General features: G+C 66.4%; 22 protein-coding genes. 14 read left to right on the forward strand and 8 right to left on the reverse strand.

Annotated elements, in window-relative coordinates; translation table 11 throughout:
* Positions 1–146 precede the first annotated feature (146 nt).
* Together trxB and U5760_RS27680 are read left to right on the forward strand one after the other, a co-directional pair.
* Positions 147–1,142, forward strand: coding sequence for a thioredoxin-disulfide reductase (gene trxB, locus U5760_RS27675; protein ID WP_322015491.1), 996 nt, complete (start codon positions 147–149; stop codon positions 1,140–1,142).
* Between the two features lie 198 nt (positions 1,143–1,340).
* Positions 1,341–2,129, forward strand: a complete 789-nt coding sequence (locus U5760_RS27680) for a Smr/MutS family protein (protein ID WP_322015492.1) — start codon at positions 1,341–1,343, stop codon at positions 2,127–2,129.
* A 129-nt stretch (positions 2,130–2,258) separates the two neighbouring features.
* On the opposite strand, the gene U5760_RS27685 is transcribed toward U5760_RS27680, so the two are convergent.
* The 4 genes from U5760_RS27685 to U5760_RS27700 all read right to left on the reverse strand — a co-directional run bounded on the left by U5760_RS27685 (position 2,259) and on the right by U5760_RS27700 (position 6,613).
* Positions 2,259–3,377, reverse strand: a complete 1,119-nt coding sequence (locus tag U5760_RS27685; protein WP_322015493.1) for a sn-glycerol-3-phosphate ABC transporter ATP-binding protein UgpC — start codon at positions 3,375–3,377, stop codon at positions 2,259–2,261.
* Positions 3,378–3,407: 30 nt separating this feature from the next.
* The gene (locus U5760_RS27690; protein ID WP_322015494.1) at positions 3,408–4,265 is read right to left on the reverse strand and encodes a carbohydrate ABC transporter permease; all 858 of its coding nucleotides are present in this window, start codon (positions 4,263–4,265) and stop codon (positions 3,408–3,410) included.
* Positions 4,255–5,196, reverse strand: a complete 942-nt coding sequence (locus tag U5760_RS27695) for a sugar ABC transporter permease (protein WP_322015495.1) — start codon at positions 5,194–5,196, stop codon at positions 4,255–4,257. Before U5760_RS27695 ends, U5760_RS27690 begins: the two co-directional genes overlap by 11 nt.
* A gap of 169 nt (positions 5,197–5,365) precedes the next feature.
* On the reverse strand, positions 5,366–6,613 hold the full coding sequence (locus tag U5760_RS27700; RefSeq protein WP_322015496.1) for an ABC transporter substrate-binding protein: 1,248 nt from the start codon (positions 6,611–6,613) through the stop codon (positions 5,366–5,368).
* Positions 6,614–7,186: 573 nt separating this feature from the next.
* Here U5760_RS27700 and zwf point away from each other — a divergent pair.
* The 3 genes from zwf to U5760_RS27715 all read left to right on the forward strand — a co-directional run bounded on the left by zwf (position 7,187) and on the right by U5760_RS27715 (position 11,340).
* Positions 7,187–8,647, forward strand: a complete 1,461-nt coding sequence (zwf, locus tag U5760_RS27705; RefSeq protein ID WP_322015551.1) for a glucose-6-phosphate dehydrogenase — start codon at positions 7,187–7,189, stop codon at positions 8,645–8,647.
* A 94-nt stretch (positions 8,648–8,741) separates the two neighbouring features.
* Positions 8,742–9,443 (forward strand): 6-phosphogluconolactonase, encoded by a 702-nt coding sequence (pgl, locus tag U5760_RS27710; RefSeq protein ID WP_322015497.1) that lies wholly within the window; start codon positions 8,742–8,744, stop codon positions 9,441–9,443.
* Entirely contained in the window at positions 9,424–11,340 is a 1,917-nt protein-coding gene (locus U5760_RS27715; protein ID WP_322015498.1) for a bifunctional transcriptional regulator/glucokinase, read from the forward strand. The genes pgl and U5760_RS27715 overlap by 20 nt, the downstream gene beginning before the upstream one ends.
* A gap of 90 nt (positions 11,341–11,430) precedes the next feature.
* Here U5760_RS27715 and U5760_RS27720 read toward each other — a convergent pair whose 3' ends face one another.
* Positions 11,431–12,666, reverse strand: a complete 1,236-nt coding sequence (locus U5760_RS27720; protein ID WP_322015499.1) for a Bcr/CflA family multidrug efflux MFS transporter — start codon at positions 12,664–12,666, stop codon at positions 11,431–11,433.
* Positions 12,667–12,897: 231 nt separating this feature from the next.
* On the opposite strand from U5760_RS27720, the gene U5760_RS27725 reads away from it, so the two are divergent.
* From U5760_RS27725 to U5760_RS27745, 5 genes are all read left to right on the forward strand, one after another.
* Entirely contained in the window at positions 12,898–13,494 is a 597-nt protein-coding gene (locus tag U5760_RS27725) for a hypothetical protein (protein ID WP_322015500.1), read from the forward strand.
* 200 nt (positions 13,495–13,694) lie between these two features.
* The gene (gene hemL / locus U5760_RS27730) at positions 13,695–14,993 is read left to right on the forward strand and encodes a glutamate-1-semialdehyde 2,1-aminomutase (RefSeq protein ID WP_322015501.1); all 1,299 of its coding nucleotides are present in this window, start codon (positions 13,695–13,697) and stop codon (positions 14,991–14,993) included.
* 108 nt (positions 14,994–15,101) lie between these two features.
* Positions 15,102–16,235 carry a bifunctional diaminohydroxyphosphoribosylaminopyrimidine deaminase/5-amino-6-(5-phosphoribosylamino)uracil reductase RibD gene (gene ribD / locus U5760_RS27735; protein ID WP_322015502.1) on the forward strand — a complete coding sequence of 378 codons (1,134 nt, stop codon included), beginning with the start codon at positions 15,102–15,104 and terminating at the stop codon, positions 16,233–16,235.
* Between the two features lie 53 nt (positions 16,236–16,288).
* Positions 16,289–16,930 (forward strand): riboflavin synthase, encoded by a 642-nt coding sequence (locus tag U5760_RS27740; protein WP_322015503.1) that lies wholly within the window; start codon positions 16,289–16,291, stop codon positions 16,928–16,930.
* A gap of 445 nt (positions 16,931–17,375) precedes the next feature.
* On the forward strand, positions 17,376–19,205 hold the full coding sequence (locus U5760_RS27745; protein ID WP_322015504.1) for an ABC transporter ATP-binding protein: 1,830 nt from the start codon (positions 17,376–17,378) through the stop codon (positions 19,203–19,205).
* Between the two features lie 114 nt (positions 19,206–19,319).
* Here the strand turns inward: U5760_RS27745 and U5760_RS27750 are convergent, their stop codons facing one another.
* Positions 19,320–19,634: a HigA family addiction module antitoxin gene (locus U5760_RS27750; RefSeq protein ID WP_322015505.1), complete on the reverse strand. Its 315-nt coding sequence runs from the start codon at positions 19,632–19,634 to the stop codon at positions 19,320–19,322.
* Between the two features lie 11 nt (positions 19,635–19,645).
* A complete protein-coding gene (locus tag U5760_RS27755) occupies positions 19,646–19,924 on the reverse strand; it encodes a type II toxin-antitoxin system RelE/ParE family toxin (RefSeq protein WP_415914191.1) in 279 nt (92 codons plus the stop codon).
* A gap of 161 nt (positions 19,925–20,085) precedes the next feature.
* Between U5760_RS27755 and ribBA the strand changes: the two genes are divergently transcribed.
* From ribBA to U5760_RS27775, 4 genes are all read left to right on the forward strand, one after another.
* Entirely contained in the window at positions 20,086–21,252 is a 1,167-nt protein-coding gene (gene ribBA / locus U5760_RS27760; protein WP_322015507.1) for a bifunctional 3,4-dihydroxy-2-butanone-4-phosphate synthase/GTP cyclohydrolase II, read from the forward strand.
* A 77-nt stretch (positions 21,253–21,329) separates the two neighbouring features.
* A complete protein-coding gene (gene ribH, locus U5760_RS27765; RefSeq protein WP_028226001.1) occupies positions 21,330–21,848 on the forward strand; it encodes a 6,7-dimethyl-8-ribityllumazine synthase in 519 nt (172 codons plus the stop codon).
* Entirely contained in the window at positions 21,845–22,279 is a 435-nt protein-coding gene (nusB, locus tag U5760_RS27770; protein ID WP_322015508.1) for a transcription antitermination factor NusB, read from the forward strand. The genes ribH and nusB overlap by 4 nt, the downstream gene beginning before the upstream one ends.
* Positions 22,280–22,431: 152 nt before the next feature.
* Complete coding sequence (locus tag U5760_RS27775) at positions 22,432–23,625, forward strand: pyridoxal phosphate-dependent aminotransferase (RefSeq protein WP_322015509.1); 1,194 nt, start codon at positions 22,432–22,434, stop codon at positions 23,623–23,625.
* Between the two features lie 143 nt (positions 23,626–23,768).
* Here the strand turns inward: U5760_RS27775 and U5760_RS27780 are convergent, their stop codons facing one another.
* Positions 23,769–24,968: a lytic transglycosylase domain-containing protein gene (locus U5760_RS27780; protein ID WP_322015510.1), complete on the reverse strand. Its 1,200-nt coding sequence runs from the start codon at positions 24,966–24,968 to the stop codon at positions 23,769–23,771.
* Positions 24,969–25,105 lie beyond the last annotated feature (137 nt).

The raw sequence follows: 25,105 nt of genomic DNA on the forward strand, positions 1-25,105 counted from the left end.
GCGATGAGGAAGCTTCATGAGGCGCCAAAAGCCCCCGGCCTTTATAATTGCGGGCTGATGCCCAATTACATGCGTATGCCCCGCCGCACCGCGGGGCGGCCCCGCTTCAAAGCCTCATTCGCAGCGTCTTTCTACGGATTTCGACCATGTCTGCAACCAAACACGCCAAAGTCCTGATTCTCGGTTCCGGCCCCGCCGGCTACACGGCCGCCGTCTATGCGGCGCGCGCGAACCTCTCGCCGCTCCTCGTCACCGGCCTCGCCCAAGGCGGCCAGCTCATGACCACGACCGACGTGGAAAACTGGCCCGCAGACCCGAACGGCGTGCAGGGCCCCGAGCTGATGCAGCGTTTTCTCGAGCATGCCGAGCGTTTCAACACGGAAATCGTGTTCGATCACATCCACACGGCCAAACTCGACGAAAAGCCGATCCGCCTGATCGGCGATTCGGCCGAATACACCTGCGACTCGCTCATCATCGCCACCGGCGCGTCGGCGCAGTACCTCGGCCTGCCGAGCGAAGAGCTGTACATGGGCCGCGGCGTTTCGGCATGCGCGACCTGCGACGGTTTCTTCTACCGCAACCAGCACGTCGCCGTGGTCGGCGGCGGCAATACGGCCGTGGAAGAGGCGCTGTACCTCTCGGGCATCGCGAAGAAGGTGACGGTGATCCATCGCCGCGACAAGTTCCGCGCCGAACCGATCCTGATCGACCGCCTGCTGGAGAAGGAAAAGGAAGGCATCGTCGAAATCAAGTGGGATCACGTGCTCGACGAGGTCAAGGGCAACGAGGGCGGCGTCAACGGCATCCGCATCAAGAACGCGAAGACGGGCGCGACCGCCGACATCGACCTGCAGGGCCTCTTCGTCGCGATCGGCCACAAGCCGAACACGGACATCTTCGAAGGCCAGCTGGAAATGAAGAACGGCTACATCATCACGAACGGCGGCCTGAACGGCAACGCCACGGGCACGAGCGTGCCGGGCGTGTTCGCGGCGGGCGACGTGCAGGATCACGTCTATCGTCAGGCGATTACGAGCGCCGGCACGGGCTGCATGGCCGCGCTCGATGCGCAGCGCTATCTCGAGACCATCAACGAGATCGGCCAGCCGCACGCCATGAGCGCCGAAGCCGAGCGCTAAATCGACCAATCGACCGCCGGGCCGCCCAGGGCTCGCTGCCGGGCCGGGCTGCAAGCCGCTAGAATAGCGAACGGCAGCCGGCAGGCGCCCCGCAACGAGGGCCGCGGCCAACTGGCCTGCGGCCTTTTTCTTTTGTGCGGACGAGGCGTTCGCGCTGCCCGACTTCTCATCCGCTTCAACCATTCAGCGCCTTCTGTCATGCCGAAGAACGTGCCTCATCCCGGCGAACCCAGACGCGCCAAGCCCGCGCGCGAGACGGAACCCGTGCCCCAGGCCGAGCCCGCCTCCACGGCCGAAACCAGCGGCAACGCGAAATCCCAGGAAGGCTTTGCCGGACTGGGGAGCCTGCGCGACGCCCTCAAGGCGCAGACGCGCCAGCGCGAGCGCGACCGCGCGGCCGCCCAGACCGCACGCGTGGAAGCCGCCGCCGACAGCGACCTCTTTCGCCGCGAGATCGGCGCCGTGTCGCCGTTGAACGCACCGCCGCGCTCGCCGGCGCGCCGTTCGCCGCCCGTACCGCTGCCGCTTCAGACGCAGCGCGACGAACAAGCCGTGCTGCACGAGGCGATCTCCGACGACTTCGATCCCGAAACCCTGCTCGACACCGACGATTCGCTCTTCTTCCACCGCGCCGGCGTGAGCGCCGAAGTCGTGAAGAAGCTGCGGCGCGGTACGTGGATCGTGCAGGCGCAGCTCGACCTCCACGGCATGCGCCGCGAGGAGGCGCGCGAGGCGCTGCAGGCGTTCATCCGCGAAGCCGGCAAGCGCGGCCTGCGCTGCGTACGCGTGATACACGGCAAAGGGCTCGGCTCGGTCGGCAAGGAGCCGGTCTTGAAGGGCAAGGTGCGCGCGTGGCTCGTGCAGAAGGAAGAAGTGATCGCGTTTTGCCAGGCGCGTGCGCACGACGGTGGCGCGGGCGCGGTGCTCGTGCTGCTGCAACCGCATGCGCCCGGGCACAACCCGCACCCTCCGCACGCGGAACGCTAGGGCGCCTGCGCCTCTCGGGCCGGCCGGCTCGCGCCGCTCCAGCAAAAAAGCCTTACGTGCATCCGCACGTAAGGCTTTTTTCGATACCGCTCCAAGTCCATTCGGGCTTTTCAGGCCCCTTCAACCCGCTCAGGCAATACGCTCTTCCGTCTTCGGATCGAACAGCACGGCCTTCGAAACGTCGAACAGCAGTTCCATGTTGTTGAGCGGCTGCGGGTTCGCGCCCGGGTGCACGCGGCTCACCACACGCTTGCCGTTGACTTGCGCGAACACCAGCGTGTCCGGGCCGGTCGGCTCGATCACGTCGACCTTCACCCTATGGCGCTGCAGTTCGTGGCCATGGCCGTCGTGCGAGCTGCGCGCGTCGGTGATGCGCTCCGGGCGCAGGCCCAGCACCACTTCCTGGCCAATATGGCTCTTCAGCTTGTTCGCGTCGAACGGCAGGTTCAGCACGTTGCGCGCCACGCCCGTATCGAGTTCGAGGCCCACGCCCGAGCCCTGCTCCACCAGCTTGCCGTTGATGAAGTTCATCGGCGGCGCGCCGATGAAGCCGGCCACGAACAGGTTCGACGGCGAATCGTAGATGTCCTGCGGCGCGCCGAACTGCTGGACGATACCGTCCTTCATCACGGCGATGCGGTCGCCGAGCGTCATGGCCTCGATCTGGTCGTGCGTCACGTAGACGATCGTCTTGCCCACGCGCTGGTGCAGCAGCTTGATCTCGGAGCGCATCTCGATCCGCAGCTTCGCATCGAGGTTCGAGAGCGGCTCGTCGAACAGGAACATGATCGGATCGCGCGCAAGCGCACGGCCCATCGCAACGCGCTGGCGCTGGCCGCCCGAGAGCTGGCCCGGCTTGCGGTCGAGCAGATGCTGGATCTGCAGCATGCTCGACACGCGATCGACGATCTGCGTCTGCTCGGCCTTCGGCACCTTGCGGATGTTCAGGCCGAACGAGATGTTCTCGCGCACCGTCATCGAGGGATAGAGCGCGTACGACTGGAACACCATCGCGATGTCGCGGTCCTTCGGCGAGAGATTGTTGACGACCTTGCCGTCCATGCAGATCTCGCCCTTGGTGACCGTCTCGAGGCCCGCGATCATGTTCAGCAGCGTCGATTTCCCGCAGCCCGATCCACCGACGAGAATCAGGAACTGGCCATCTTCGATGTCGATGTTGACGCCCTTCAGGACCGGCACCCCGTTGGGGTAAGTCTTGTAGACGTCGCGAATGGAAAGGCTTGCCATACCGTAAATCCTTTTCTCAAACTTTCGAAGTTAGCCCTTCACCGCGCCCGCCGTGAGACCGCGCACGAAGTAGCGGCCGGCGATTACGTAGACGAGCAGCGTGGGCAGCGCGGCGATGATCGCGCCGGCCATATCGACGTTGTATTCCTTCACGCCCGTGGACGTGTTCACGAGATTGTTCAGCGCCACCGTGATCGGCATCGAATCGACGCCCGAGAACACGATACCGAACAGGAAGTCATTCCAGATCTGCGTGAATTGCCAGATCAGGCACACCATGAAGATGGGCAGCGAGATCGGCAGCATGATGCGCGTGAAGATCGTGAAGAAACCGGCGCCGTCGATGCGCGCGGCCTTCACCAGTTCGGCCGGCACGCTCACGTAGAAGTTGCGGAAGAACATCGTGGTGAAGGCGATGCCGTACACCACGTGCACGAGCACCAGCCCGCCGATCGTGTTCGACAGGCCGAAGAAGCCTTCGAGACGCGCCATCGGCAGCAGGATCGCCTGGAACGGGATGAAGCAGCCCACAAGCAGCATCGTGAAGAACGCATCCGCGCCGCGAAAACGCCAGTGCGTGAGCACGTAGCCGTTGAACGCACCGATGATCGACGAGATCAGCACCGCGGGGATCACCATCTTCACCGAGTTCATGAAGAACGGCTGCATGCCGTCACAGCGCACGCCGGTACACGCCTCGGCCCACGCCTTCACCCACGGCGCGAAGCTCGGATGGGTGGGCAGCGTGAGCATGTTGCCCTGGTGCAGTTCGTCGAGCGTCTTGAACGATGTCGAGAGCATCACGTACAGCGGAAACAGGAAATACACCGCGAACAGGATCAGCACCGCGTAGATGAACACGCGGCTTACCGTCATCTTAGGCTGCATTGCGCGTGCTCCTCGATTCCAGGTACATCAGCGGCACGAGCACGGCCACGACGGTTGCGAGCATCATCATCGACGACGCGGCGCCGAGACCGAGCTGCCCGCGATTGAACGAAAACGTGTACATGAAGATGGCCGGCAGCGACGACGAGGTACCCGGGCCGCCCGCGGTCAGCGCGACCACGAGGTCGAACGTCTTGATCGTGATGTGGCACAGGATCAGCAGCACCGAGAAGAACACGGGACGCATGCTCGGAATCACGATCTTGCGGTAGATCGTGGGCAGCGTCGCACCGTCCACCTGGGCGGCCTTGAAGATTTCGCCGTCCACACCGCGCAGGCCGGCGAGGAAGAGCGCCATGCAAAAGCCCGTGGACTGCCAGGCGGCCGCGACCACGATACAGAAGATGGCCTTGTCCGGGTCGTTGAGCCAGCCGAGCTGGAAGCTCGTCCAGCCCCAGTCGTGCAGCACCTGCTGGAGGCCGAGATCGGGATTGAAGATCCACTGCCAGGCCGTGCCCGTCACGATGTACGAGAGCGCCATCGGATAGAGGAACACCGCGCGCAGCGCGCCTTCCTGACGAATCTGCTGGTCGAGCAGGATCGCGAGAAAGAGGCCGAGAAACACGCAGATGGCAATAAAGGGAATGCCGAACCAGCCGAGGTTCTGCGCCGACGTCCACCAGACGTCGTTCGAGAACAGCTCGCTGTAGCGGTCGAAGCCTGCAAAATCGTAGCGCGGCATCAATCGCGAATCGGACAGCGAAATATAGCCGGTAATGACGATGAAGCCGTAGACGAACACGAGGCTGATCAGAATGCTGGGCGAAAGCACCAGCTTCGGAATCCAGCGGTCTGCGAGCGCCGCCATCGGCGACGTGCGGCGGGTAGCAGGCGTGGCCGCCTTGCCGTTGCCGCTAAGAGAAGCAGTCACTGCGCAACTCCTGGTACGGTACGTTACGGCGCCGGCCGTGCCTGTGTTTCACAAGCGGCGCGGCGGCCCGTTTCGCACGGGAAAAGGTTCGGGATGAACCGTCATGCCCAGGGTGCCGCGCGCGGCGCGCCGGCAACGCCGGTCGCACCGCACGCGGAACTCACCCTGCTTACTTCGTCTTTGCTGCCTTGGCGAGCGCTTCGACTGCGCTCTTCGAGTCCTGATCCGAGTTCATGAACTTCGTCACGACGTCGGTAATCGCACCCGCGGTGGCATCCGGCTGAGCCATGCCGTGAGCGAGCGACGGCACATAGCCGCCCGACTTGATCGCGGTCTGCTCATCCGCATACGACTGTTTGCCGCACGCATCGAACTTGCTCATGTCCACACCCAGACGGACCGGGATCGAACCCTTGTACAGGCTGAACTGCTCCTGGAACGCCGGGCTCATGATGGTCTTCGCGAGCGCGAGCTGACCCGGCGTTGCCGCCTTCTGGTCCTTCTGCTGGAAGAACACGAACGAGTCGACGTTGAACGTGTACGACTTCAGGGTGCCCGGCACCGGCGCGCAGACATAGTCCGTGCCCGGCTGCTTGTTCGCGTTCGCGAACTCGCCCTTCGCCCAGTCGCCCATGAACTGCATGCCGGCCTTGCCGTTGATGACCATGGCCGTGGCGAGGTTCCAGTCGCGGCCCGTGCGGCCGTTATCCATGTACGACTCGATCTTGCGGACCGTGTCGAACACGCCGATCATCTGCTGCGACGTGAGGGTCTTCTGGTCGAGGTCGACGATCGCCTTCTTGTAGAAGTCGGCGCCTTGCGAGAGGACCACGTCTTCCCACAGCGTCAGGTCTTGCCACGGCTGGCCGCCTGCGGCGACCGGCTGGTAGCCCGCGGCCTTCAGCTTGTCGGCCAGCGCGAAGAATTCAGGCCACGTGGTCGGCGCCTTGGCGCCCACCTTGTCGAGTGCAGCCTTGTTGATCCACAGCCAGTTCACGCGGTGCACCGAGAACGGAGCCGCGACGTAGTGGCCATCCGCGTGCATGATCTTGTCGATTTGCGGCGGCAGGTTGGCCTTCCAGTCGGTGGCGGCCGAATCGATCGGCACCAGCACGCCCTGCTCGGCCCATTCCTGGATCAGCGGACCCTTGATCTGGGCGGCGCTCGGCGCGTTGCCCGAAATCACCTGGGTCTTCAGTGCGGTCATGGCTGCCGCGCCCGCGCCACCGGCGACCGCGAAGTCCTTCCACACGTAGCCCTGCTTCTGCATGTCGTCCTTGAGCACGCCGACGGCCTTCGATTCGCCGCCCGAAGTCCACCAGTGCAGCACTTCAAGGGACTCGGCAGCCTGCGCCGTCGCGACGCCGCCCATCAGACCTGCGGCGCACAGGGCGCCCATGATCGCTCGGAATTTCATTGCTTATCTCCTCCAGACACCTGAACAGTAAAAACAGATGGCCCCTGATGTCGCCAGGGTGCTGTGTGGTTAAAACAGGCACAAAAAACAGGCAAAACACTGGACGGTCGGGCGCCGGAGTGCCGCACGCGTGTTTTCATTAAACGCGCGCGAGCCGCGAGCCGGTGTCCGGCCGCTGGACGCTCAAGAGATGAGTGGTACGGAATGCAAGTGACTGTCTCCTCTTTTGATTTTCACCGGCCGGCGGGCAAGTTCGTGTGGGTCTTTTCCCGCGGCAGGTCGAGGTGCCGCCTGCGTCACGCGGCTACCCCCTCATGCGGGCGAACCGGCCGTCCGGCTCGCACATCGACAATTTCAATGTCCTTTAACATGAGGGATGTTCCGTCCGCTCGCGAAATCACGCCAGTCCACCGTTTGACGCGGGGCAGCACGCTTTTTTCATCGAATGAACGTTACCTCTTGATTTGGATTGTAGTTAAACTACAATTCAGTGTCAAAAAAAATTTTATCGGACTACGGCCGCCCGACACCCCCACCCGCGGCCTCCCCAGGACTGTGACGGAGACTATGCAATTGCAGACCGATTCGGGCTTCACGTTCGTGCTCTTTGGCGCTACCGGCGACCTGTCGATGCGCAAGATCCTGCCGGCCCTGTATGAAGCACACCGTTCAGGCATGCTGGCGGAGTCGGGCCGGATCGTGGGCGTCACGCGTCACGAGGAAAATCGCGACGAGTACATCCAGTGGGTCGACCAGCACGTGCGGCCGCACGTCTCGAAGAACGGAATCGACGAAGCCGCGTGGGCGAGCTTTCTCGCGCGCATCGACTATGTGAAGCTCGATCTTTCGCGCGCCGAAGATTTCGCGATGCTGCGCGACGCCATCGAGACGATGCCCGGCATCCGCGTGTTCTATCTCGCCACGGGCCCGTCGCTGTTCGTGCCGATCTGCCGCGCGCTCGCCGCGGTCGGCCTGAACGAGAACTCGCGCATCGTGCTGGAGAAGCCGCTCGGCTACGATCTCAAGTCGTCCAATGCGATCAACGACGCGGTCGGCGAGATCTTCGCCGAAGGCCAGATCTACCGGATCGACCACTACCTCGGCAAGGAGCCGGTGCAGAACCTGCTCGCGCTGCGCTTCGGCAACGCCCTGTTCGAACCGCTGTGGCGCCGCGAATGGGTGGAGAGCATCCAGCTCACGATTGCGGAAGAGCTCGGCGTCGAAGCGCGCGGCGACTTTTACGACAATACCGGCGCACTGCGCGACATGGTGCAGAATCACCTGTTGCAGTTGCTCTCGATCGTCGCGATGGAGCCGCCGCACTCGATGGACTCCGACTCGGTGCGCGACGAGAAGCTGCGCGTGCTGCGCGCGCTCAAGCCCATCGACGCCGGCGATATCAGCAAGGTTGCGGTGCGCGGCCAGTATCATGCGGGAGTGATCCGCGGCCAGGCCGTGCCGGCCTATGCGACGGAAGCGGGCGTCAAGCCCGACAGCCACACCGAAACCTTCGTCGCCCTCAAGGTCGAGATCGAAAACTGGCGCTGGGCCGGCGTGCCGTTTTTCCTGCGCACCGGCAAGCGGCTCGCGGACCGCGTGGCGGAGATCGTCGTGAATTTCCGGCCGGTGCCGCACTCGGCGCTCGGCGCGCCCGCGCTGCGCCCCGGGGCGAACCGTCTGGTGATCCGCCTGCAGCCGAACGAGAACATCCGCCTCTACTGCCTCGCGAAGCAGCCCGGCGAAGGGATGAACCTCGCGAGCGTGCATCTGGACCTCGCGTTCGACCAGTTCTTCCGCGAAGGCCAGATGGAGGCATATCAGCGCCTCCTGCTCGACGTGATCAACGGGCGCCTCGCACTCTTCGTGCGCCGCGACGAGCAGGAAGCGGCATGGAAATGGGTCGAGCCGATCCTGAACGAGTGGGCCGCCTCCACGCGCGCACCGAAGCCCTATGCGGCCGGCACGTGGGGCCCCGCCGCGGCGAGTGCGATGCTCGCGCAGCACGGCACCTGCTGGCTCGAAGAAGAGAACTGAAGAAGACGCAAGACGGCGTGCGCGCGAGGCGCGCGCGCCGGGACCGACTGATGGAAACCGACCGATATCTACAAAAAAGCTGCATGGAGGAGAAGTGATCGAGCTTCACGTATTCGACGACCCGCGCGTCCAATCCGACGCGCTGGCGCGAGCCGTGGGCGATGCGCTACATGCGTCGCTCGCCGCTCAGACCGCCGCGCCCGGGACCGGTGCGCGCCGTGCGACGCTCGCCGTCTCCGGCGGCACGAGCCCGCGCCCCTTCCTCGAAGCCCTGTCGACGCACCGCTTCGACTGGGCCCACACCGACGTCACGCTCGTGGACGACCGCTGGGTGCCGGAAACCGATTCGGCCAGCAACGCGCGCCTCGTGCATGAAACGCTGCTGAAGAACGAAGCGGCGCACGCACGCTTTCTGCCGCTCGTGGACGTGAGCCAGACGCTGGATGCGCACGTGGCCGCGCTCAACGCCGACCCGCAGCGCCTTCTGCCCAACGTCGCCGTACTCGGCATGGGCGAGGACGGCCACACGGCGTCGATCTTCGCAGACGCGCCCGAGTGGCACGAAGCGATCACCACGGCGCGCCCGTTCGTGGCCGTCCATCCGCAGGCCGCGCCGCACGCGCGCGTCTCGTGGTCGATGCAGGCGCTGCGCCAGGTCGACCGCCTGTTCCTGCTGATCGCAGGCGAGCGCAAGCTGGAAGTCCTGCAACAGGCCGCCGCGGCCGAACAGAACAACGCCATTTCGAAGCTGGCGAACGACAAGGGAGTGAGACTCGATGTCTACTGGTGTGCCTAATAAAACCGCCCCGGGCGCGGGCCAGCACGCTGACGGACCGAGGCTGCTCGCCGATATCGGCGGTACCAATGCGCGCTTCGCGCTCGAGACCGGACCGGGCGAGATCGGCCAGGTCCGCGTTTATCCGTGCACCGACTACCCCGGCGTCGCGGAGGTGATCCAGCAATACCTGAAGGACACGAAGATCGGCCGCGTGAATCATGCGGCGATCGCGATCGCGAACCCGGTCGACGGCGACCAGGTGCGCATGACCAATCACGACTGGACCTTCTCCATCGAAGCCACGCGCCGCGCGCTCGGCTTCGACACGCTGCTGGTCGTGAACGATTTCACCGCGCTCGCCATGGCGCTGCCGGGCCTGACCGACGCCCAGCGCGTCCAGGTGGGCGGCGGCCAGCGCCGCCAGAACAGCGTGATCGGCCTGCTCGGCCCGGGCACGGGCCTCGGCGTCTCGGGCCTCATTCCCGCCGACGACCGCTGGATCGCGCTCGGCAGCGAAGGCGGCCACGCGAGCTTCTCGCCGCAGGACGAGCGCGAAGATATCGTGCTGCAGTTCGCGCGCAAGAAGTGGCCGCATGTCTCGTTCGAGCGCGTGTGCGCGGGCCCGGGCGTGGAGATCATCTATCGCGCGCTCGCCGCGCGCGACAAGAAGCGCGTGGCCGCCGACCTCGATACGGCCGACGTCGTCCAGCGCGCCCATGAAGGCGACGAACTCGCGCTCGAAACGGTCGAGTGCTTCTGCGGCATCCTCGGCAGCTTCGCGGGCAACATCGCGATGACGCTCGGCTCGCTCGGCGGCATCTATATCGGCGGCGGCGTGGTGCCGCGTCTCGGCGAACTCTTCACGCGCTCGTCGTTCCGCCAGCGCTTCGAAGCCAAGGGCCGCTTCGATGCGTATCTCGCGAACGTCCCGACCTACGTCATCACCGCCGAATATCCGGCGTTCCTCGGCGTGTCCGCGATCCTCGCGGAGCAACTGGCGAACCGCGCGGGCGGCGGTTCGTCGGCCGTGTTCGAGCGCATTCGCCAGATGCGCGACGCGCTCACGCCGGCCGAGCGCCGCGTGGCCGACCTCGCGCTGAACCATCCGCGCTCGATCATCAACGACCCGATCGTCGATATCGCGCGCAAGGCCGACGTGAGCCAGCCCACGGTGATCCGCTTCTGCCGCTCGCTCGGCTGCCAGGGTCTCTCGGACTTCAAGCTCAAGCTCGCCACGGGCCTCACGGGTACGATTCCCGTGAGCCATAGCCAGGTGCACCTCGGCGACACGGCAACGGACTTCGGCGCGAAGGTGCTCGACAACACCGTCTCGGCGATCCTGCAGTTGCGCGAGCACCTGAATTTCGAGCACGTCGAGGAAGCCATCACGCTGCTCAACGGCGCGCGCCGCATCGAGTTCTACGGGCTCGGCAACTCGCATATCGTCGCGCAGGACGCGCACTACAAGTTCTTCCGTTTCGGCATCCCGACCATCGCCTACGGCGACCTGTACATGCAGGCGGCCTCCGCCGCGCTGCTCGGCAAGGGCGACGTGATCGTGGCGGTGTCGAAGTCGGGCCGCGCGCCCGAGCTGCTGCGCGTGCTGGACGTGGCCATGCAGGCCGGCGCGCAGGTCATCGCGATCACGTCGAGCAACACGCCGCTCGCCCGGCGCGCGACCGTGGCACTGGAAACGGATCACATCGAGATGCGCGAGTCGCAGCTTTCGATGATTTCGCGCATCCTGCACCTGCTGATGATCGACATCCTCGCGGTGGGCGTGGCGATCCGCCGGGCTTCGTCGAACGGCGAAATGCACGATGCCGTCGAGCGCGCGCGCGAGCATGCCGACGACGATGCCTCCGCCGTGCTCGACTGGCTGAGCCACGGAGCGTCATCGACGGCACGCGACTGAGCGCCTTGATTCACAGGTAGCACAAAAATGGGACGCTTCGGCGTCCCATTTTCATTTCGGCTGTGCGTCTGCGACTCTTCCAGCGCGCAATTACGTGGAGGCCGGCTGCGTCTTCTGCCCCGGCGCGGGCCGGCCGTGCCATTTCACGACGATGCTGCGCCCCACCCACGTCATCGCACCGCACACGCCGATCGTGCAGCCCATGCCGAGCGGCGAGATACCCGGAAACCACCCCACCACCACGCTCGCGAATGCGCCCAGACCCAACTGGGCCGCGCCGAACACGGCCGCGGCCGCCCCTGCGTTGACGGGATAGCGATACATGAGATCGGTCGCGCAGTTCGCGCTCAGGAGCCCGACCACGCTCACCACGAAGAACAGCCCGGCGACGATCGACCACAAGCCGCCCCAGCCCGTCACGCACATCAGCGCCACGAAGAACGACGCGACGATGCTCACTCTGGAGGCGATCGACACCATGCGCAGCGTGCCCATGCGCCCGATGAAGCGCGTGTTCAGGAAGTTGCCGAGCATGATGCCGAAGACGTTCATGCCGAAGAAGAGCCCGTAATGCTGCGGCGAGACGTGGAAGTACTCGATATAAACGAAGGGCGTGGCCGAGATGTAGGTGAACATCGAAGCGAACGCCATACCGCCGCAAAGCATGTGCCCCCACACGAGCGGATCGCGCAGCAGCCGCCCATAAGCCGCGAACGAGCGCAGCACGGCGGCGCTTTCGCGCTTCTCGGGCGGCCAGGTCTCCGGCACGCGCAGCCAGGCCATCACGGCGCAGGTCAGGCCGAACAGTGTGAGCGCAACGAACACCACGCGCCAGCCGCCGATCAGCAGCAACTGTCCGCCGATCAGCGGCGCGAGCAGCGGCCCGATCGACGTGACGATCGCGACCATGGAAAGCACCTTGGCGGCGTCGGACGGCTCGTGCGCATCGCGGGCAATCGCGCGCGCCAGCACCGAAGCCGCGCCCGCACCGAGCGCCTGCAGAAAGCGCACGACCACGAGCTCGCCGACCGAAAACGACAGCCAGCACGCAACGCTCGCCACCGTGAAGAGCGCGATGCCGCCGAGCAGCACGGGACGCCGGCCATACGCATCGGAGAGCGGACCGTACAACAGCATGCCGACGGCGAACCCGGCCATGAAGCTCGTGAGCGTGGCCGTCGCGGCCGCGGTCGAAACGCCGAAGGCCTGCGCGATGGCCGGCAGGCTCGGCAGATACATGTCCGTCGCGAGCGGACCGCAGGCCGCGAGTGCGCCGAGCAGCAGGATCAGCCGGAGATCGGGCCGGCGGCGGGTGGAATGGGGCATGGAGAGACGCGGGAGCGGGCCGCGGGCGGTGCGCCGCGGCTGCATCGGTTATAGGCGCGCCGTGCGGATGGCGCAAAGCGGCGTCGAAGCCGATGATTGTACCCGACGCTTAAAAGCGCAGCGGCGGCGAAGGCGATGCAGCCTTCGCCGTCTTCGCGGTAAGCTGCCCGCTTTTCCTGCCCGCTTTTTCGACCTCTCCCATTCTTGCGGCCTTTTCGGCCGCCCCGAACGATGACCGCCTTCCTGCTCATCTGGAGCCCCAAGAAGTGGCCCTGGCCCGAACTGCCCGAGCTCGCGCAACGCGTGCGGGCCGGCGTTCCCGTCGCCGATACCTGGGGCTGCGGCTTCGCCCGCGGCATCCTGCCGGGCGATCGCGTGTTCGTGCATCGTGTGGCGTCCGAGCCGCGCGGGCTGTTCGGCTCGGGCTATGTGACGCGTGCGCCCTACGAGGTGCCGGATCCGGCTTACAAGCGCGGCTATCGGCTGTGTATCGACTTCGTCTATGACTGGCTCGTCGATGCGAGCCACGAAGTCGTGATCGGCCGCGACGCGCTGCGCGTGCATCCGTTCTCGGTGCAAACGTGGGACGCGCAGAGTTCGGGCACCGTCATCAAGCCGATTGCGGAAGGCGCACTGGAAAAGCGCTGGGCGGAGCTGACCGGGCGCAGGCCGCTACCGCTCGCAGCCGTGCTGCCCCCGGAGCCGGATAACGCGACAGCGGGCGAAACGCGGCTCGATGCCGCACCCTGGCCCGCGAGTACCCCGCGCCGGCGCCCGCGCGCGAAAACCCCTGCGCCCGGCAAGGCCGTTGCCGGCCGCCGGAAATAGCCTCACGCACCGCGCAAACCCCGCCGGCATGGGACTCGCGCGAGCCCGGCAGCGTGCTCGCCGGCACCGTGCATCCCCGCCGGGGCCGCCGGCTCGCTCGCCGCGAGTCCGGTACAATTTCAGCAGATCCTCCCTACGCCGCGCCCGAATTTCGCGCCGCGCGCTATCACACACGCAGCACTCACGCAGGCCCAGCACCCATGTCCAACACCCAGTCCAGCACGCCGTCCCGGAACGAGGCCCTCTTCGAACGCGCGCAGCGCACCATTCCCGGCGGCGTCAACTCGCCCGTGCGGGCGTTCCGCTCGGTCGGCGGCACGCCGCGCTTCATCGAGCGCGCGCAAGGCCCGTACTTCTGGGACGCGGACGGCCAACGCTACATCGACTACATCGGCTCCTGGGGCCCGATGATCGTCGGCCACGTCCATCCGGAAGTGCTGGAAGCCGTCGAACGCGTGCTGCACAAGGGCTTCTCGTTCGGCGCGCCGACCGAGGCCGAGATCGAAATCGCCGAGGAAATCTGCAAGATCGTCCCTTCGATGGAGCAGGTGCGCATGGTGTCGAGCGGCACCGAAGCCACCATGAGCGCGCTGCGTCTCGCGCGCGGCTACACGAAGCGCGACCGCATCGTGAAGTTCGAGGGCTGCTACCACGGCCACGCCGACAGCCTGCTGGTTAAGGCCGGCTCGGGTCTGCTCACGTTCGGCAATCCGACTTCGGCGGGGGTTCCCGTCGATATCGCGAAGCACACCACGGTGCTCGAGTACAACAACGTGGCCGCTCTCGAAGAAGCGTTCAAGGCGTTCGGCGACGAGATCGCCGCCGTGATCGTCGAGCCGGTGGCGGGCAACATGAACCTCGTGAAAGGCTCGCCCGAATTCATCGGCGCCTTGCGCAGCCTCTGTACGAAGCACGGCGCCGTGCTGATCTTCGACGAAGTGATGTGCGGCTTCCGCGTGGGCCTGAAGGGCGCGCAGGCACTCTACGGCGTGGAGGCGGACATGGTGTGCCTCGGCAAGGTGATCGGCGGCGGCATGCCCGCCGCGGCATTCGGCGGCCGCCGCGAGATCATGGACCACCTCGCGCCCAACGGCACCGTGTACCAGGCGGGCACGCTCTCGGGCAACCCGGTGGCGGTCGCGGCCGGCCTCAAGACACTGCAGCTGATCCAGGCGCCCGGCTTCTACGAAAAACTTTCGGCACAAACGGCACGCCTCGCGCAAGGCTTGAGCGCCGCGGCGCGCGAAGCGCAGGTGCCGTTCGTGGCGGATTCGGTGGGCGGCATGTTCGGCCTCTACTTTGCGGACACCGTCCCGACCAGCTTCGCCGAAGTCACGAAAAGCGACGTTGCGCGCTTTAACCGCTTCTTCCATCAGATGCTGGATGCGGGCGTGTACTTCGCGCCGTCGGCTTACGAAGCAGGCTTCGTGTCGAGCGCGCACGACGACGCGACGATCGACGAAACGATCGCCGCCGCGCGCCGCGCCTTCGCCAGCTGATCCGTCACGCGAAGCACGGCATAGCGCGTCACGCAAGAGCGCACACAACGACCTCGCCGGGCGCTGCGCCCGGCGCCCCCGACCCGCCGCCGCGGAGAAAGCACGACGATGTTCTCGCAAACCGATTTCCTCCATATGGAACGCGCGCTCGCCCTCGCGGCGCGCGGCCTTTACACGACCGACCCGAATCCGCGCGTCGGCTGCGTACTGGTGAAGGACGGCGAGATCATCGGCGAAGGCCACACGCAGCCGGCCGGCCAGGATCACGCCGAAATCCAGGCGATGAAGAACGCGCGCGCACGCGGCAACGACCTGCGCGGCGCGACGGCCTATGTCACGCTCGAACCCTGCAGCCACTTCGGCCGCACGCCGCCGTGCGCGAATGCACTGATCGAAGCGAAGGTCGCGCGCGTGATCGCGGCAATGGAAGATCCGAACCCGCTCGTTTCGGGGCGAGGACTCGGCATATTGCGCGACGCGGGCATCGACGTGCGCTGCGGGCTGCTCGCCAACGAGGCGCGCGAGCTGAACATCGGCTTCGTCTCGCGCATGGTGCGCAAGCGCCCGTGGGTGCGCATGAAGATCGCGGCGACGCTCGACGGCCGCACCGGCCTGCCCTCGGGCGAGAGCCAGTGGATCACCGGCGAAGCGGCCCGCGCGGACGGCCACGCGTGGCGCGCGCGCGCCTCGGCGATCCTCACGGGCATCGGCACCGTGAAGGAAGACGACCCGCGCATGACCGTGCGCGCCGTCGATACGCCGCGCCAGCCCAAACGCGTGCTGGTGGACAGCCGGCTCGACGTGTCGCCTCTCGCGCAGATCCTCGTCGGCGCGCCGACGCTCGTGTTCTGCGCGTCGCTCGACGAACACAACGCCGAACGCGCCGAAACCCTGCGCGCGCGCGGCGCCGAGATCGTCGCGCTCGGCAACGCGCACGGCAAGGTCGATCTGCCCGCGATGCTCGGCGAACTCGCCGCGCGCGGCGTGAACGAGCTGCACGTGGAAGCGGGTTACAAGCTCAACGGCTCGCTCCTGCGCGAAGGCTGCGTGGACGAGCTGCTGCTCTACGTGGCGCCGTCGCTCCTCGGCACCAACGCGCTCGGCATGATCGACATCGCCGCGCCCGCCTCGCTCGATGCGCGCACGCGCCTGAATTTTCATGCGGTCGATCGTATCGGCGACGACCTGCGCATCCTCGCGCGCATCGAGCGTGCCGAGGATGCGCAAACGGATACGCCCTGAGCCCGAGCGGCGGGGTCGATCCGAACAGGCAATCGAACACGAGGAACAGCACGATGTTTACCGGAATCGTCGCGGCGGTGGGCCGCATCGCATCGATCACGCCGCTTCGCAGCGGCGCCGACGCCGGCGTGCGCCTGAGCGTGGACGCGGGTAGCCTCGGCCTCGACGACGTCCTGATCGGCGACAGCATTGCAATCCAGGGCGCGTGCATGACTGTCGTCGAGAAGTCGGCGACGACCTTCGACGTCGATGTCTCGCGCGAAAGTCTGAACCGCACCGTGGGCCTTGCGGCAACGGGCGAAGTGAACCTGGAAAAGGCGCTGCGCGCGCACGACCGGCTGGGCGGCCACATCGTCTCGGGCCATGTGGACGGGATCGGCACCGTCACTTACTTCGCGCCGGTGGGCGAATCGCATGAACTGCGCATTCTCGCGCCCGCCGATATCGGCCGCTATCTCGCCTACAAGGGCTCGGTGACGGTGAATGGGGTGAGCCTCACGGTCAACTCGGTGGAGGATCGCGCCGATGGCTGCGAGTTCTCGATCAATCTGATCCCGCATACTGTTGAAGTTACGACGCTCAAGCATCTGCAGGTAGGAACCGCAGTGAATCTGGAGATCGATTTGATTGCGCGGTATGTGGAGCGGATGCTCAGTTCCTCGCAGGGCAGCGCCGGTTCGTCGACGCTGAAGTAACTCTCACTGAAGTAACTCGCACTAACGCAACATCCTCGCCTAACGGCGGCCCGGGCCCTCCTTTCTCGCGACTGCCGTGTCGTTTCCGTCACACCCTCCAACACCGCAAGCACGAAGGTCGGGACGCTGTTAGAATCGGCAGAATCTTCATACGGGTGCCGACACGAGCGGCGCCCTTCCCCTTTACCCGATTTTCCGAGGAGGCTGAGATGGTCAAGAACACTCCAATCGCCGCCGGCATGCCAATGCCTCGGGTGAAGTCGGGTTCATCGCGACTTTCGCGCCGAGGTTAGCGCAATCGCGCTCCGCGCGGCCTCCTTTTCGCCGCGCAGCATTTCCACGAATTCGAAGTAGTGCGTCCGGCCGCCGCCGCGACGCACGGGTTCGTTTTCCATTGCCAATTTTTCATCGAGTCTCCGGGCGCAAAGTCCGGAGCACACTCCCCATGACCGACCAAAAAGCAAAAACCGATTCCGGAGGACGCACGTTCCGCGACGTGCTCGGCTTCACCTGGCGGCACTGGACGCGCCAGCCCGTGCGCGTGTTCGCCATCGCGCTCGCCGCCCTGTTCGGCGCGCTCGCCGACGTGCTCACGCCGCACTACGCCGGCGAACTCGTCGATGCCCTCGCCCGCGACGCCGCCAGCGGCAGCGATACCGCGTGGCACGCAGCCGTCTGGGCGTTCTGGATGCTCACCGCGCTCGGGCTCGCAGGCACGCTCATGCGCCAGGCCGCATTCCAGAACATCATCGTGCTCACGCTGAAGATGATGAGCGAGATCGCCACGCACGCGTTTCATCGCGTGCAGCGCTTCTCCACCGACTGGCACGCGAACAGCTTCGCAGGTTCCACCGTGCGCAAGATCACGCGCGGCATGTGGGCGCTCGACCTGCTCAACGACACGCTGCTGGTCGCGCTCTTCCCGTCGCTCGTGATGCTGGTGGGCTCGACCGTGCTGCTCGGGCTGCACTGGCACGTGATGGGGCTCGTCGTGGGGCTGGGCTCGCTGCTTTACCTCGCCATCACGGTGTCGCTGTCGCTCTTCTATGTCGCGCCTTCGGCGCGGCTCGCGAACGCCTGGGACACGAAGATGGGCGGCGCACTGGCCGACGCGATCTCCTGCAACGCCGTCGTGAAGGCGTTCGGCGCGGAAGCGCGCGAAGAGGCGCGGCTCGCGCGCGTGATCTCGAAGTGGGACAGCCGCACGCGCCGCACGTGGCGGCGCGGCACGCTCAATGGCGGCGTGCAGGGCGTGCTGCTCGTCGTGATGCAGGCGGCCATCCTCGGCTCGGCGCTGATCCTCTGGGCGCGAGGCCTCGCGAGTGTGGGCGACATCACGTTCGCGCTCACGCTGTTCTTCCTGTTGAAGGGCTATCTGCGCGACGTCGGGATGCATGTGCGCAACCTGCAGCGCTCGGTCAACGACATGGAAGAACTCGTGATGCTCGATGCGCAGCCGCTCGGGATCGACGACAAGCCCAACGCTCCGCCCATCGTGGTGGATCGCGGCGACATCCGCTTCGAGAACATGACGTTCCACTACGGCACGATCGAACGGCCGCTGTACGAGAACCTCACGCTGCGGATCAAGCCCGGTGAGCGTGTGGGACTCGTTGGCCACTCGGGCTCGGGCAAGACCACGCTGATCAAGCTGATCCAGCGCCTGTACGACGTCTCCGACGGCCGGATCACGATCGACGGCCAGGACATCGCGCTCGTGCAGCAGGCCTCGCTGCGCTCGCAGATCGCCATCGTGCAGCAGGAGCCGGTGCTGTTCCACCGCTCGCTCGCGGAGAACATCGCCTATGCGCGGCCCGGCGCGACGCGCGCCGAGATCGAACGCGCGGCAAAGCTCGCCAGTGCGCACGATTTCATCGACGCGTTGCCGCACGGCTACGACACGCTCGTGGGCGAGCGCGGCGTGAAGCTCTCGGGAGGCGAGCGCCAGCGCGTCGCGATTGCCCGGGCGTTTCTCGCCAACGCGTCGATCCTGATCTTCGACGAAGCGACCTCGAGCCTCGACAGCGAGAGCGAAGTGCTGATCCAGGAAGCGATGGAGCGGCTGATGGTGGGACGCACGACGGTGGTAGTGGCACACCGGCTCTCGACCGTGCGTGCGCTCGACCGGCTGCTGGTGCTCGATCGCGGGCGAGTGGTGGAGGAAGGCACCCACGACGCCCTCGTTCGCCGCCCGAACGGGCTTTATCGCCGGCTTTTCGAGCGCCAGGCGCTCGAACTGACGAAAGGCCTGTCCGACGACGTCGTGCTGCGATGATCCGGCGGTGCCGCCTTGCAAACGCAAGGCGGCACCGGTCTTTGCGATGACCTTTGCCCTGACCTTTGCCATGAAGCGCGCAATGGCACCGGCGCGTGCGTACTCAAGCGGCCTTCAGGTGGTTTCGGCAAGCTCCGCGCGCACGAGCGGCTGGATGCGCGCCAGCACGTCCTGCAGTTGCTCGCGCGCGAGTTCGGTGTCGTAGTGCGCCTGCAGCTCCATCCAGCTGCGCGCGTCGGTGCCGAAGTAGACCGCGAGGCGCACGGCGGTGTCGGCCGTGATGGCGCGCTTGCCGAGCACGATTTCGTTGATGCGGCGCGGCGGCACGCCAATCGCCTTCGCGAGCGCGTACTGGCTGATGCCCATGGGCTTGAGCCAGTCTTCCGAAAGGATCTCGCCCGGTGTTGCAAGCGGAACTTCCCGTACCATGGTGGTCCTCCTCAGTGGTAGTCGATGATGCGGACCTCCGCTGCCTCGCCGTTCTCGAAGTAAAAGCAGATCCGCCATTGCACGTTGATGCGGATGCTGTAGCCACCCGCGAGATCGCCCGACAGGCGCTCCAGCCGGTTGCCGGGCGGAGCGCGCAGGAACGAGAGCGTAGCGGCGGCATGAATCTGCTGCAGCTTGCGGATTGCCGCCCGCTCGATCAGGGCAAAGCGGGCAACCCGGCGCCCAAGGAAGAGCGCCTCAGTGTCACGGCATGCAAACGAAGTCATCATCGCGGATAGTAACGCCATGCGTTAATAACGTCAACCGTTACTATTGTGCCGACCGTGTCCGGCGCTGCCCAGCCGGCCGTTCGGCCAACCCTCGGCCCCGTCGACGGCGACTTGCCCGCCCGCGTGGCGTAAAATATGCGCTTTCCCAAAAAGATCCCAACATGACCCTCGCCACCACCCCCGAGATCATCGCCGAGCTCAAAGCCGGCCGGATGGTGATCCTCGTCGACGAAGAAGACCGGGAGAACGAGGGCGACCTCGTGATCGCCGCCGAATTCGTCACGCCCGAAGCGATCAACTTCATGGCGAAATACGGCCGGGGCCTGATCTGCCTGACGCTCACGCAGGAACGCTGCAAGCTGCTCAACCTGCCGCTCATGACCTATCGCAACGGCACGCAGTACGGCACCGCGTTCACGGTGAGCATCGAGGCGGCCGAGGGCGTGACGACCGGCATTTCCGCCGCCGACCGCGCCCGCACGATCCAGACGGCCGTCGCGCACGACGCGCGCGCCGAGCACATCGTGCAGCCGGGTCACGTGTTCCCGATCATGGCGCAGCCGGGCGGGGTGCTCGTGCGCGCTGGCCATACCGAGGCAGGCTGCGACTTCACGGCGCTCGCGGGCCTCACGCCGGCCGCGGTGATCTGCGAGGTCATCAAGGACGACGGCACGATGGCGCGCCTGCCCGACCTCATCGAGTTCGCGCAGGAGCACAACCTGAAGATCGGCACGATCGCCGACCTGATCCACTACCGCAGCCGCACCGAGTCGATCGTGGAGCGCGTGGCGGAGCGCACCATGCAAACGGCGCACGGCACGTTCCGCGCGGTCATGTACGTCGATCACCCCACGCGCACGCCACACATCGCCCTCGTGCGCGGCACGCCCACGCCCGAGCGCGACACGCCGGTGCGCGTGCACGAGCCGCTGTCGGTGCTGGACCTGCTCGAAACGGGCGCGTCCACGCACTCGTGGACGCTCGACGCCGCCATGCGCGAAATCGCCGAACGCGATCTCGGCGTGATCGTCATGCTCAACTGCGGCGACACGAAGGAACATCTGATCGAAGTCTTCCAGGCCTTCGACCAGAAGGAGCGCGCGGAGGCGCTCGCGCGCCGCCCGGTCGATTTCAAGACCTACGGCATCGGCGCGCAGATCCTGCGCGAGCTGGGCGTGGGACACATGCAGGTGTTGTCGAAACCCCGCCGCCTCGGCAGCATGTCGGGCTACGGGCTCGAAGTCACCGGCTTCGTGCCGATGCCGGGCAGCAGCACCGAGGCGCCCTGCCCGCCCGAAACCGCCGAGCGCGCCACCACGCGCGCCTGAGCGGCCACGCCTCACCCGCCGCGGCCGCACCCCGCTCAACACGCGTCATAACGCTTAACCGAACCAACGGATACCACATGGAAATCGGACAATATCAACCGAACCTCGACGGCGACGGACTGCGCATCGGCATCGTCCAGTCGCGCTTTAACGAACCGGTCTGCAACGGCCTCGCCGACGCGTGCATCGAAGAGCTCGAACGCCTCGGCGTGACGGGCGAAGACGTGCTGCTCGTCACCGTGCCGGGCGCGCTGGAAATCCCGCTCGCACTACAAAAGCTCGCCGAAAGCGGCCAGTTCGACGCGCTGATCGCGCTCGGCGCGGTCGTGCGCGGCGAGACCTATCACTTCGAACTCGTCTCGAACGAAAGCGGCGCGGGCATCTCGCGCATCGCGCTCGACTTCGGCGTGCCGGTGGCGAACGCCGTGCTGACGACGGAAAACGACGAGCAGGCCGTCGCGCGCATGACCGAAAAGGGTCGTGACGCCGCGCGCGTCGCCGTCGAAATGGCCAACCTCACGGTGGCGCTGGAGCAACTCGACGGCGGCGACGACGACGAGGACGAAGACGAGGAAGACGAAGAGGAACAGCAATGAAGAGCGCGCGCCGCCGCTCCCGCGAACTGGCCACGCAGGGGTTGTATCAGTGGCTGCTGTCGGGTGTGCCCGCCGGCGAAATCGACGCGCAACTGCGCGGTTCGCAGGGCTACGACAAGGCCGACCACGAGCATCTGGACGCGATCCTGCACGGCGTGATCCGCGATGCCGAGACGCTTTCGGCCGCCATCGCGCCCTGCCTCGACCGTCCCATCGAGCAGCTTTCGCCCGTCGAACGCGCGGTGCTGCTGGTGGCGACCTACGAGCTTACGCACCACGTCGATATCCCCTACCGCGTCGTGATCAACGAGGCGGTGGAACTGGCGAAGACCTTCGGCGGCTCGGACGGCTACAAGTACGTCAACGGCGTGCTGGACAAGCTCGCGGTGCAACTGCGCGCCACGGAAATCCAGGCTGCGCGCAAGTCGTGATGCGGGAGGCGGCTGGCAAGCGCCGCGTGCGCCTGCCTCGCCGCCTCGCGCATCGGCAGTCGTTGTCGTAATACGGTCCGCGCGCCGGGAAACATCTCTCGCGCGCCGGACCCAGCCGGCCTTCCCGGCACGAAAGAATCGGAATCACCCGCATGAACACCGTTGCCGAACCGCTCCTGCGGCTTGCCGCGCGCGTCGACGCCATCCAGCCGTTCTATGTCATGGAACTGGCCAAGGAAGCGGCAAAACTCGAACGCGCCGGGCGCGACATCATCCACATGGGCATCGGCGAGCCGGACTTCACGGCACCGGAACCCGTAGTCGAAGCGGCCGCGGCCGCCCTGCGCCGCGGCGTCACCCAGTACACCAACGCGCTCGGCATTCACGCGCTGCGCGAGGCCATCGCCGGTCATTACCGCGATGCGTACGGCCTCACCATCGATCCGGCGCGCGTCGTGGTAACGGCAGGCGCTTCCGCCGCGTTACTGCTGGCCTGCACGGCGCTCGTCGATCGCGACGACGAAGTGCTGATGCCCGACCCGTGCTACCCGTGCAACCGCCACTTCGTGGCGGCGGCGGAAGGCAAGCCGGTGCTCGTGCCGAGCGGCCCCGAGGCGCGCTTCCAGCTCACGGCCGCCGACGTCGAACGGCTCTGGACGCCACGCACGCGCGGCGTGCTGCTCGCCTCGCCGTCGAATCCCACCGGCACCTCGATCGAACCCGGCGAGCTCGAACGCATCGTGCAAGCTGTGCGGGCACGCGGCGGCTTCACGATCGTCGACGAAATCTACCAGGGCTTGAGCTACGGAGCGCGACCCGTTTCGGCGCTGTCGTTCGGCGACGACGTCGTGACCGTCAACAGTTTCTCGAAGTACTTCAACATGACGGGCTGGCGCCTGGGATGGCTGATCGTGCCGCCCGCGCTCATCAGCGCGTTCGAGAAGCTCGCGCAGAACCTCTTCATCTGCGCGTCGGCACTCGCGCAGCATGCGGCGCTGGCGTGCTTCGAGCCGGACACGCTTGCGATCTACGAATCGCGCCGCCTCGAATTCCAGCGCCGGCGCGATTTCATTGCACCTGCCCTCGAATCGCTGGGTTTTCGCGTGCCGGTCATGCCCGACGGCGCGTTCTACGTCTATGCCGACTGCACGCACGTCGCACACCCCAGCGCCGGCGACAGCGACGCGCTGACCCGTGCGATGCTGCACGATGCGGGGACGGTCATGGTGCCGGGCATGGATTTCGGCAGCGCGGCACCGCACCAGTACGTGCGGCTCTCCTACGCCACGGCATACGAGCGGCTGGAAGAGGCTGTCGAGCGGCTGCGCGGGTTCTTCGGCCGGTAGCCTGGTAGCCGGTAACGGGCTCGGCTGCCTGCTTCGGCTGCCTGCTTCGTTTCGCGCAGGCAAGAAAAATGGCACCCGGGGGTGCCATTTTTTGTGGATCCTGCCAAAGGAGCCGGCGTTGCGCTGCCCGCCTTATGCGTTAATTACGCGCCAAGCTGAGCCGCGGAACCGTGCTTCTGCGCCGTGGTGCTGGCGTCGTCCTGATCCGGCGTGGTCTTGTCGGGCGTAACGGACGTCTTCTCGATGATCGGATGCGCACCATCCAGCGTCACCTGCACGCGCTTGTTGCTCGCCACCTTCTGCGGCGCAGGCGTGCTGACCGTAGCCGTCGCCGTCGTGACGGGCGCCTGCGGCGCATTGATCGGCACGTTGCGGCCGCGGGCGACGTCGCGCAGACGCGAACGCTCGGCCATCACCTTCGCGCCGTAACCGCCGTCGTCCTGCGTGGTCGAGCCGACGTAGAGACGCAGACCGCCCGGCAGCGAGCCGCCGCGCGCAATGCAGTCCTTGAGCACGAGCGCGCCCACCTTGATGTTCGCAAGCGGATCGAGCGCTGCGCTCTGGCCGCCGAAGTACTGGAACTTGTCGGAGTGGACCTTCGACATCACCTGCATCAGCCCTTGCGCTCCCACGCCGCTTTCGGCGTACGGATTGAAGCCCGACTCGATCGCCATGACCGCGAGCAGCAGGAGCGGATCGAGCCCCACTTCCCGGCCCGTATCGAATGCAGCCTTGACCAGTTCAGCCACCGGCTCCTGCGCCACGCGATAGCGGCGCGAGAGATAGGTGGCGACGAGCGCCTGCTCGCGCTCCGAAACGAGAATGCGGTCATCGCGGGCATCGGGCGTAATGCGCTGCGACGGAATCATGCGGGCCAGCGAGCCGACGCTCGGCAGCGAGCGCGGATCGAGGCCGTTGAGCGCCGCCGCGTCGAGCGTCGCGAGGCCGGAGTTCGACTGGGCCACGCCCGCGACGTTGGCGACGCCGTTTGCACCGTTTGCCACGTTCGCGCCGCTATCGGCCGTGACGGCCACGGGCAGCATCGAGCCGTCGTTGCCGTTGTCGTCCGTCGCCGCGCCCGGGGGTGCGAACGAGGGCAGCGGGTTGCCTTGCAGGAGGCGAGCCGGTCCGGCCTGCACGGCCGCCGACACGAAGGGCATCAAACGCGCCGCCAGCGTGCCGCGCCACGTGGGCAGCAGCCAGAGGGCAAGCGCGAGCAGGACGGCGCAACCGCCGACGAGGCTGAACAGGTGATGGCTCAGGCGGGTGCCACGCCGCAGCAGCGCACGTAGACCAAGCGCTACACGCTCGTCGGCGCGCCACCACGATAACCAGGTATTCATCTACAGATCTCCCATGTTGCATGATCCGGCCGACCGGGGGAGCGGCACGAGGCCAACAGCCCGATGCAGGATCAAGACGCCGCGCGCCCTGGCTGGTGCGGCAGCGGCGTCGGGAAAACGGCAAGTTCGCCGCGGTG

It is taken from the genome of Paraburkholderia sp. J12 (assembly GCF_905220215.1).
GTDB lineage: Bacteria > Pseudomonadota > Gammaproteobacteria > Burkholderiales > Burkholderiaceae > Paraburkholderia.

Coding starts and splice junctions, on each gene's coding strand:
- trxB (WP_322015491.1), top strand. CDS start 147: ATGTCTGCAACCAAACACGCCAAAGTCCTGATTCTCGGTTCCGGCCCC.
- U5760_RS27680 (WP_322015492.1), top strand. CDS start 1,341: ATGCCGAAGAACGTGCCTCATCCCGGCGAACCCAGACGCGCCAAGCCC.
- U5760_RS27685 (WP_322015493.1), bottom strand. CDS start 3,377: ATGGCAAGCCTTTCCATTCGCGACGTCTACAAGACTTACCCCAACGGG.
- U5760_RS27690 (WP_322015494.1), bottom strand. CDS start 4,265: ATGCAGCCTAAGATGACGGTAAGCCGCGTGTTCATCTACGCGGTGCTG.
- U5760_RS27700 (WP_322015496.1), bottom strand. CDS start 6,613: ATGAAATTCCGAGCGATCATGGGCGCCCTGTGCGCCGCAGGTCTGATG.
- U5760_RS27715 (WP_322015498.1), top strand. CDS start 9,424: ATGTCTACTGGTGTGCCTAATAAAACCGCCCCGGGCGCGGGCCAGCAC.
- U5760_RS27720 (WP_322015499.1), bottom strand. CDS start 12,666: ATGCCCCATTCCACCCGCCGCCGGCCCGATCTCCGGCTGATCCTGCTG.
- U5760_RS27725 (WP_322015500.1), top strand. CDS start 12,898: ATGACCGCCTTCCTGCTCATCTGGAGCCCCAAGAAGTGGCCCTGGCCC.
- hemL (WP_322015501.1), top strand. CDS start 13,695: ATGTCCAACACCCAGTCCAGCACGCCGTCCCGGAACGAGGCCCTCTTC.
- ribD (WP_322015502.1), top strand. CDS start 15,102: ATGTTCTCGCAAACCGATTTCCTCCATATGGAACGCGCGCTCGCCCTC.
- U5760_RS27740 (WP_322015503.1), top strand. CDS start 16,289: ATGTTTACCGGAATCGTCGCGGCGGTGGGCCGCATCGCATCGATCACG.
- U5760_RS27745 (WP_322015504.1), top strand. CDS start 17,376: ATGACCGACCAAAAAGCAAAAACCGATTCCGGAGGACGCACGTTCCGC.
- U5760_RS27750 (WP_322015505.1), bottom strand. CDS start 19,634: ATGGTACGGGAAGTTCCGCTTGCAACACCGGGCGAGATCCTTTCGGAA.
- U5760_RS27755 (WP_415914191.1), bottom strand. CDS start 19,924: ATGATGACTTCGTTTGCATGCCGTGACACTGAGGCGCTCTTCCTTGGG.
- ribBA (WP_322015507.1), top strand. CDS start 20,086: ATGACCCTCGCCACCACCCCCGAGATCATCGCCGAGCTCAAAGCCGGC.
- ribH (WP_028226001.1), top strand. CDS start 21,330: ATGGAAATCGGACAATATCAACCGAACCTCGACGGCGACGGACTGCGC.
- nusB (WP_322015508.1), top strand. CDS start 21,845: ATGAAGAGCGCGCGCCGCCGCTCCCGCGAACTGGCCACGCAGGGGTTG.
- U5760_RS27775 (WP_322015509.1), top strand. CDS start 22,432: ATGAACACCGTTGCCGAACCGCTCCTGCGGCTTGCCGCGCGCGTCGAC.
- U5760_RS27780 (WP_322015510.1), bottom strand. CDS start 24,968: ATGAATACCTGGTTATCGTGGTGGCGCGCCGACGAGCGTGTAGCGCTT.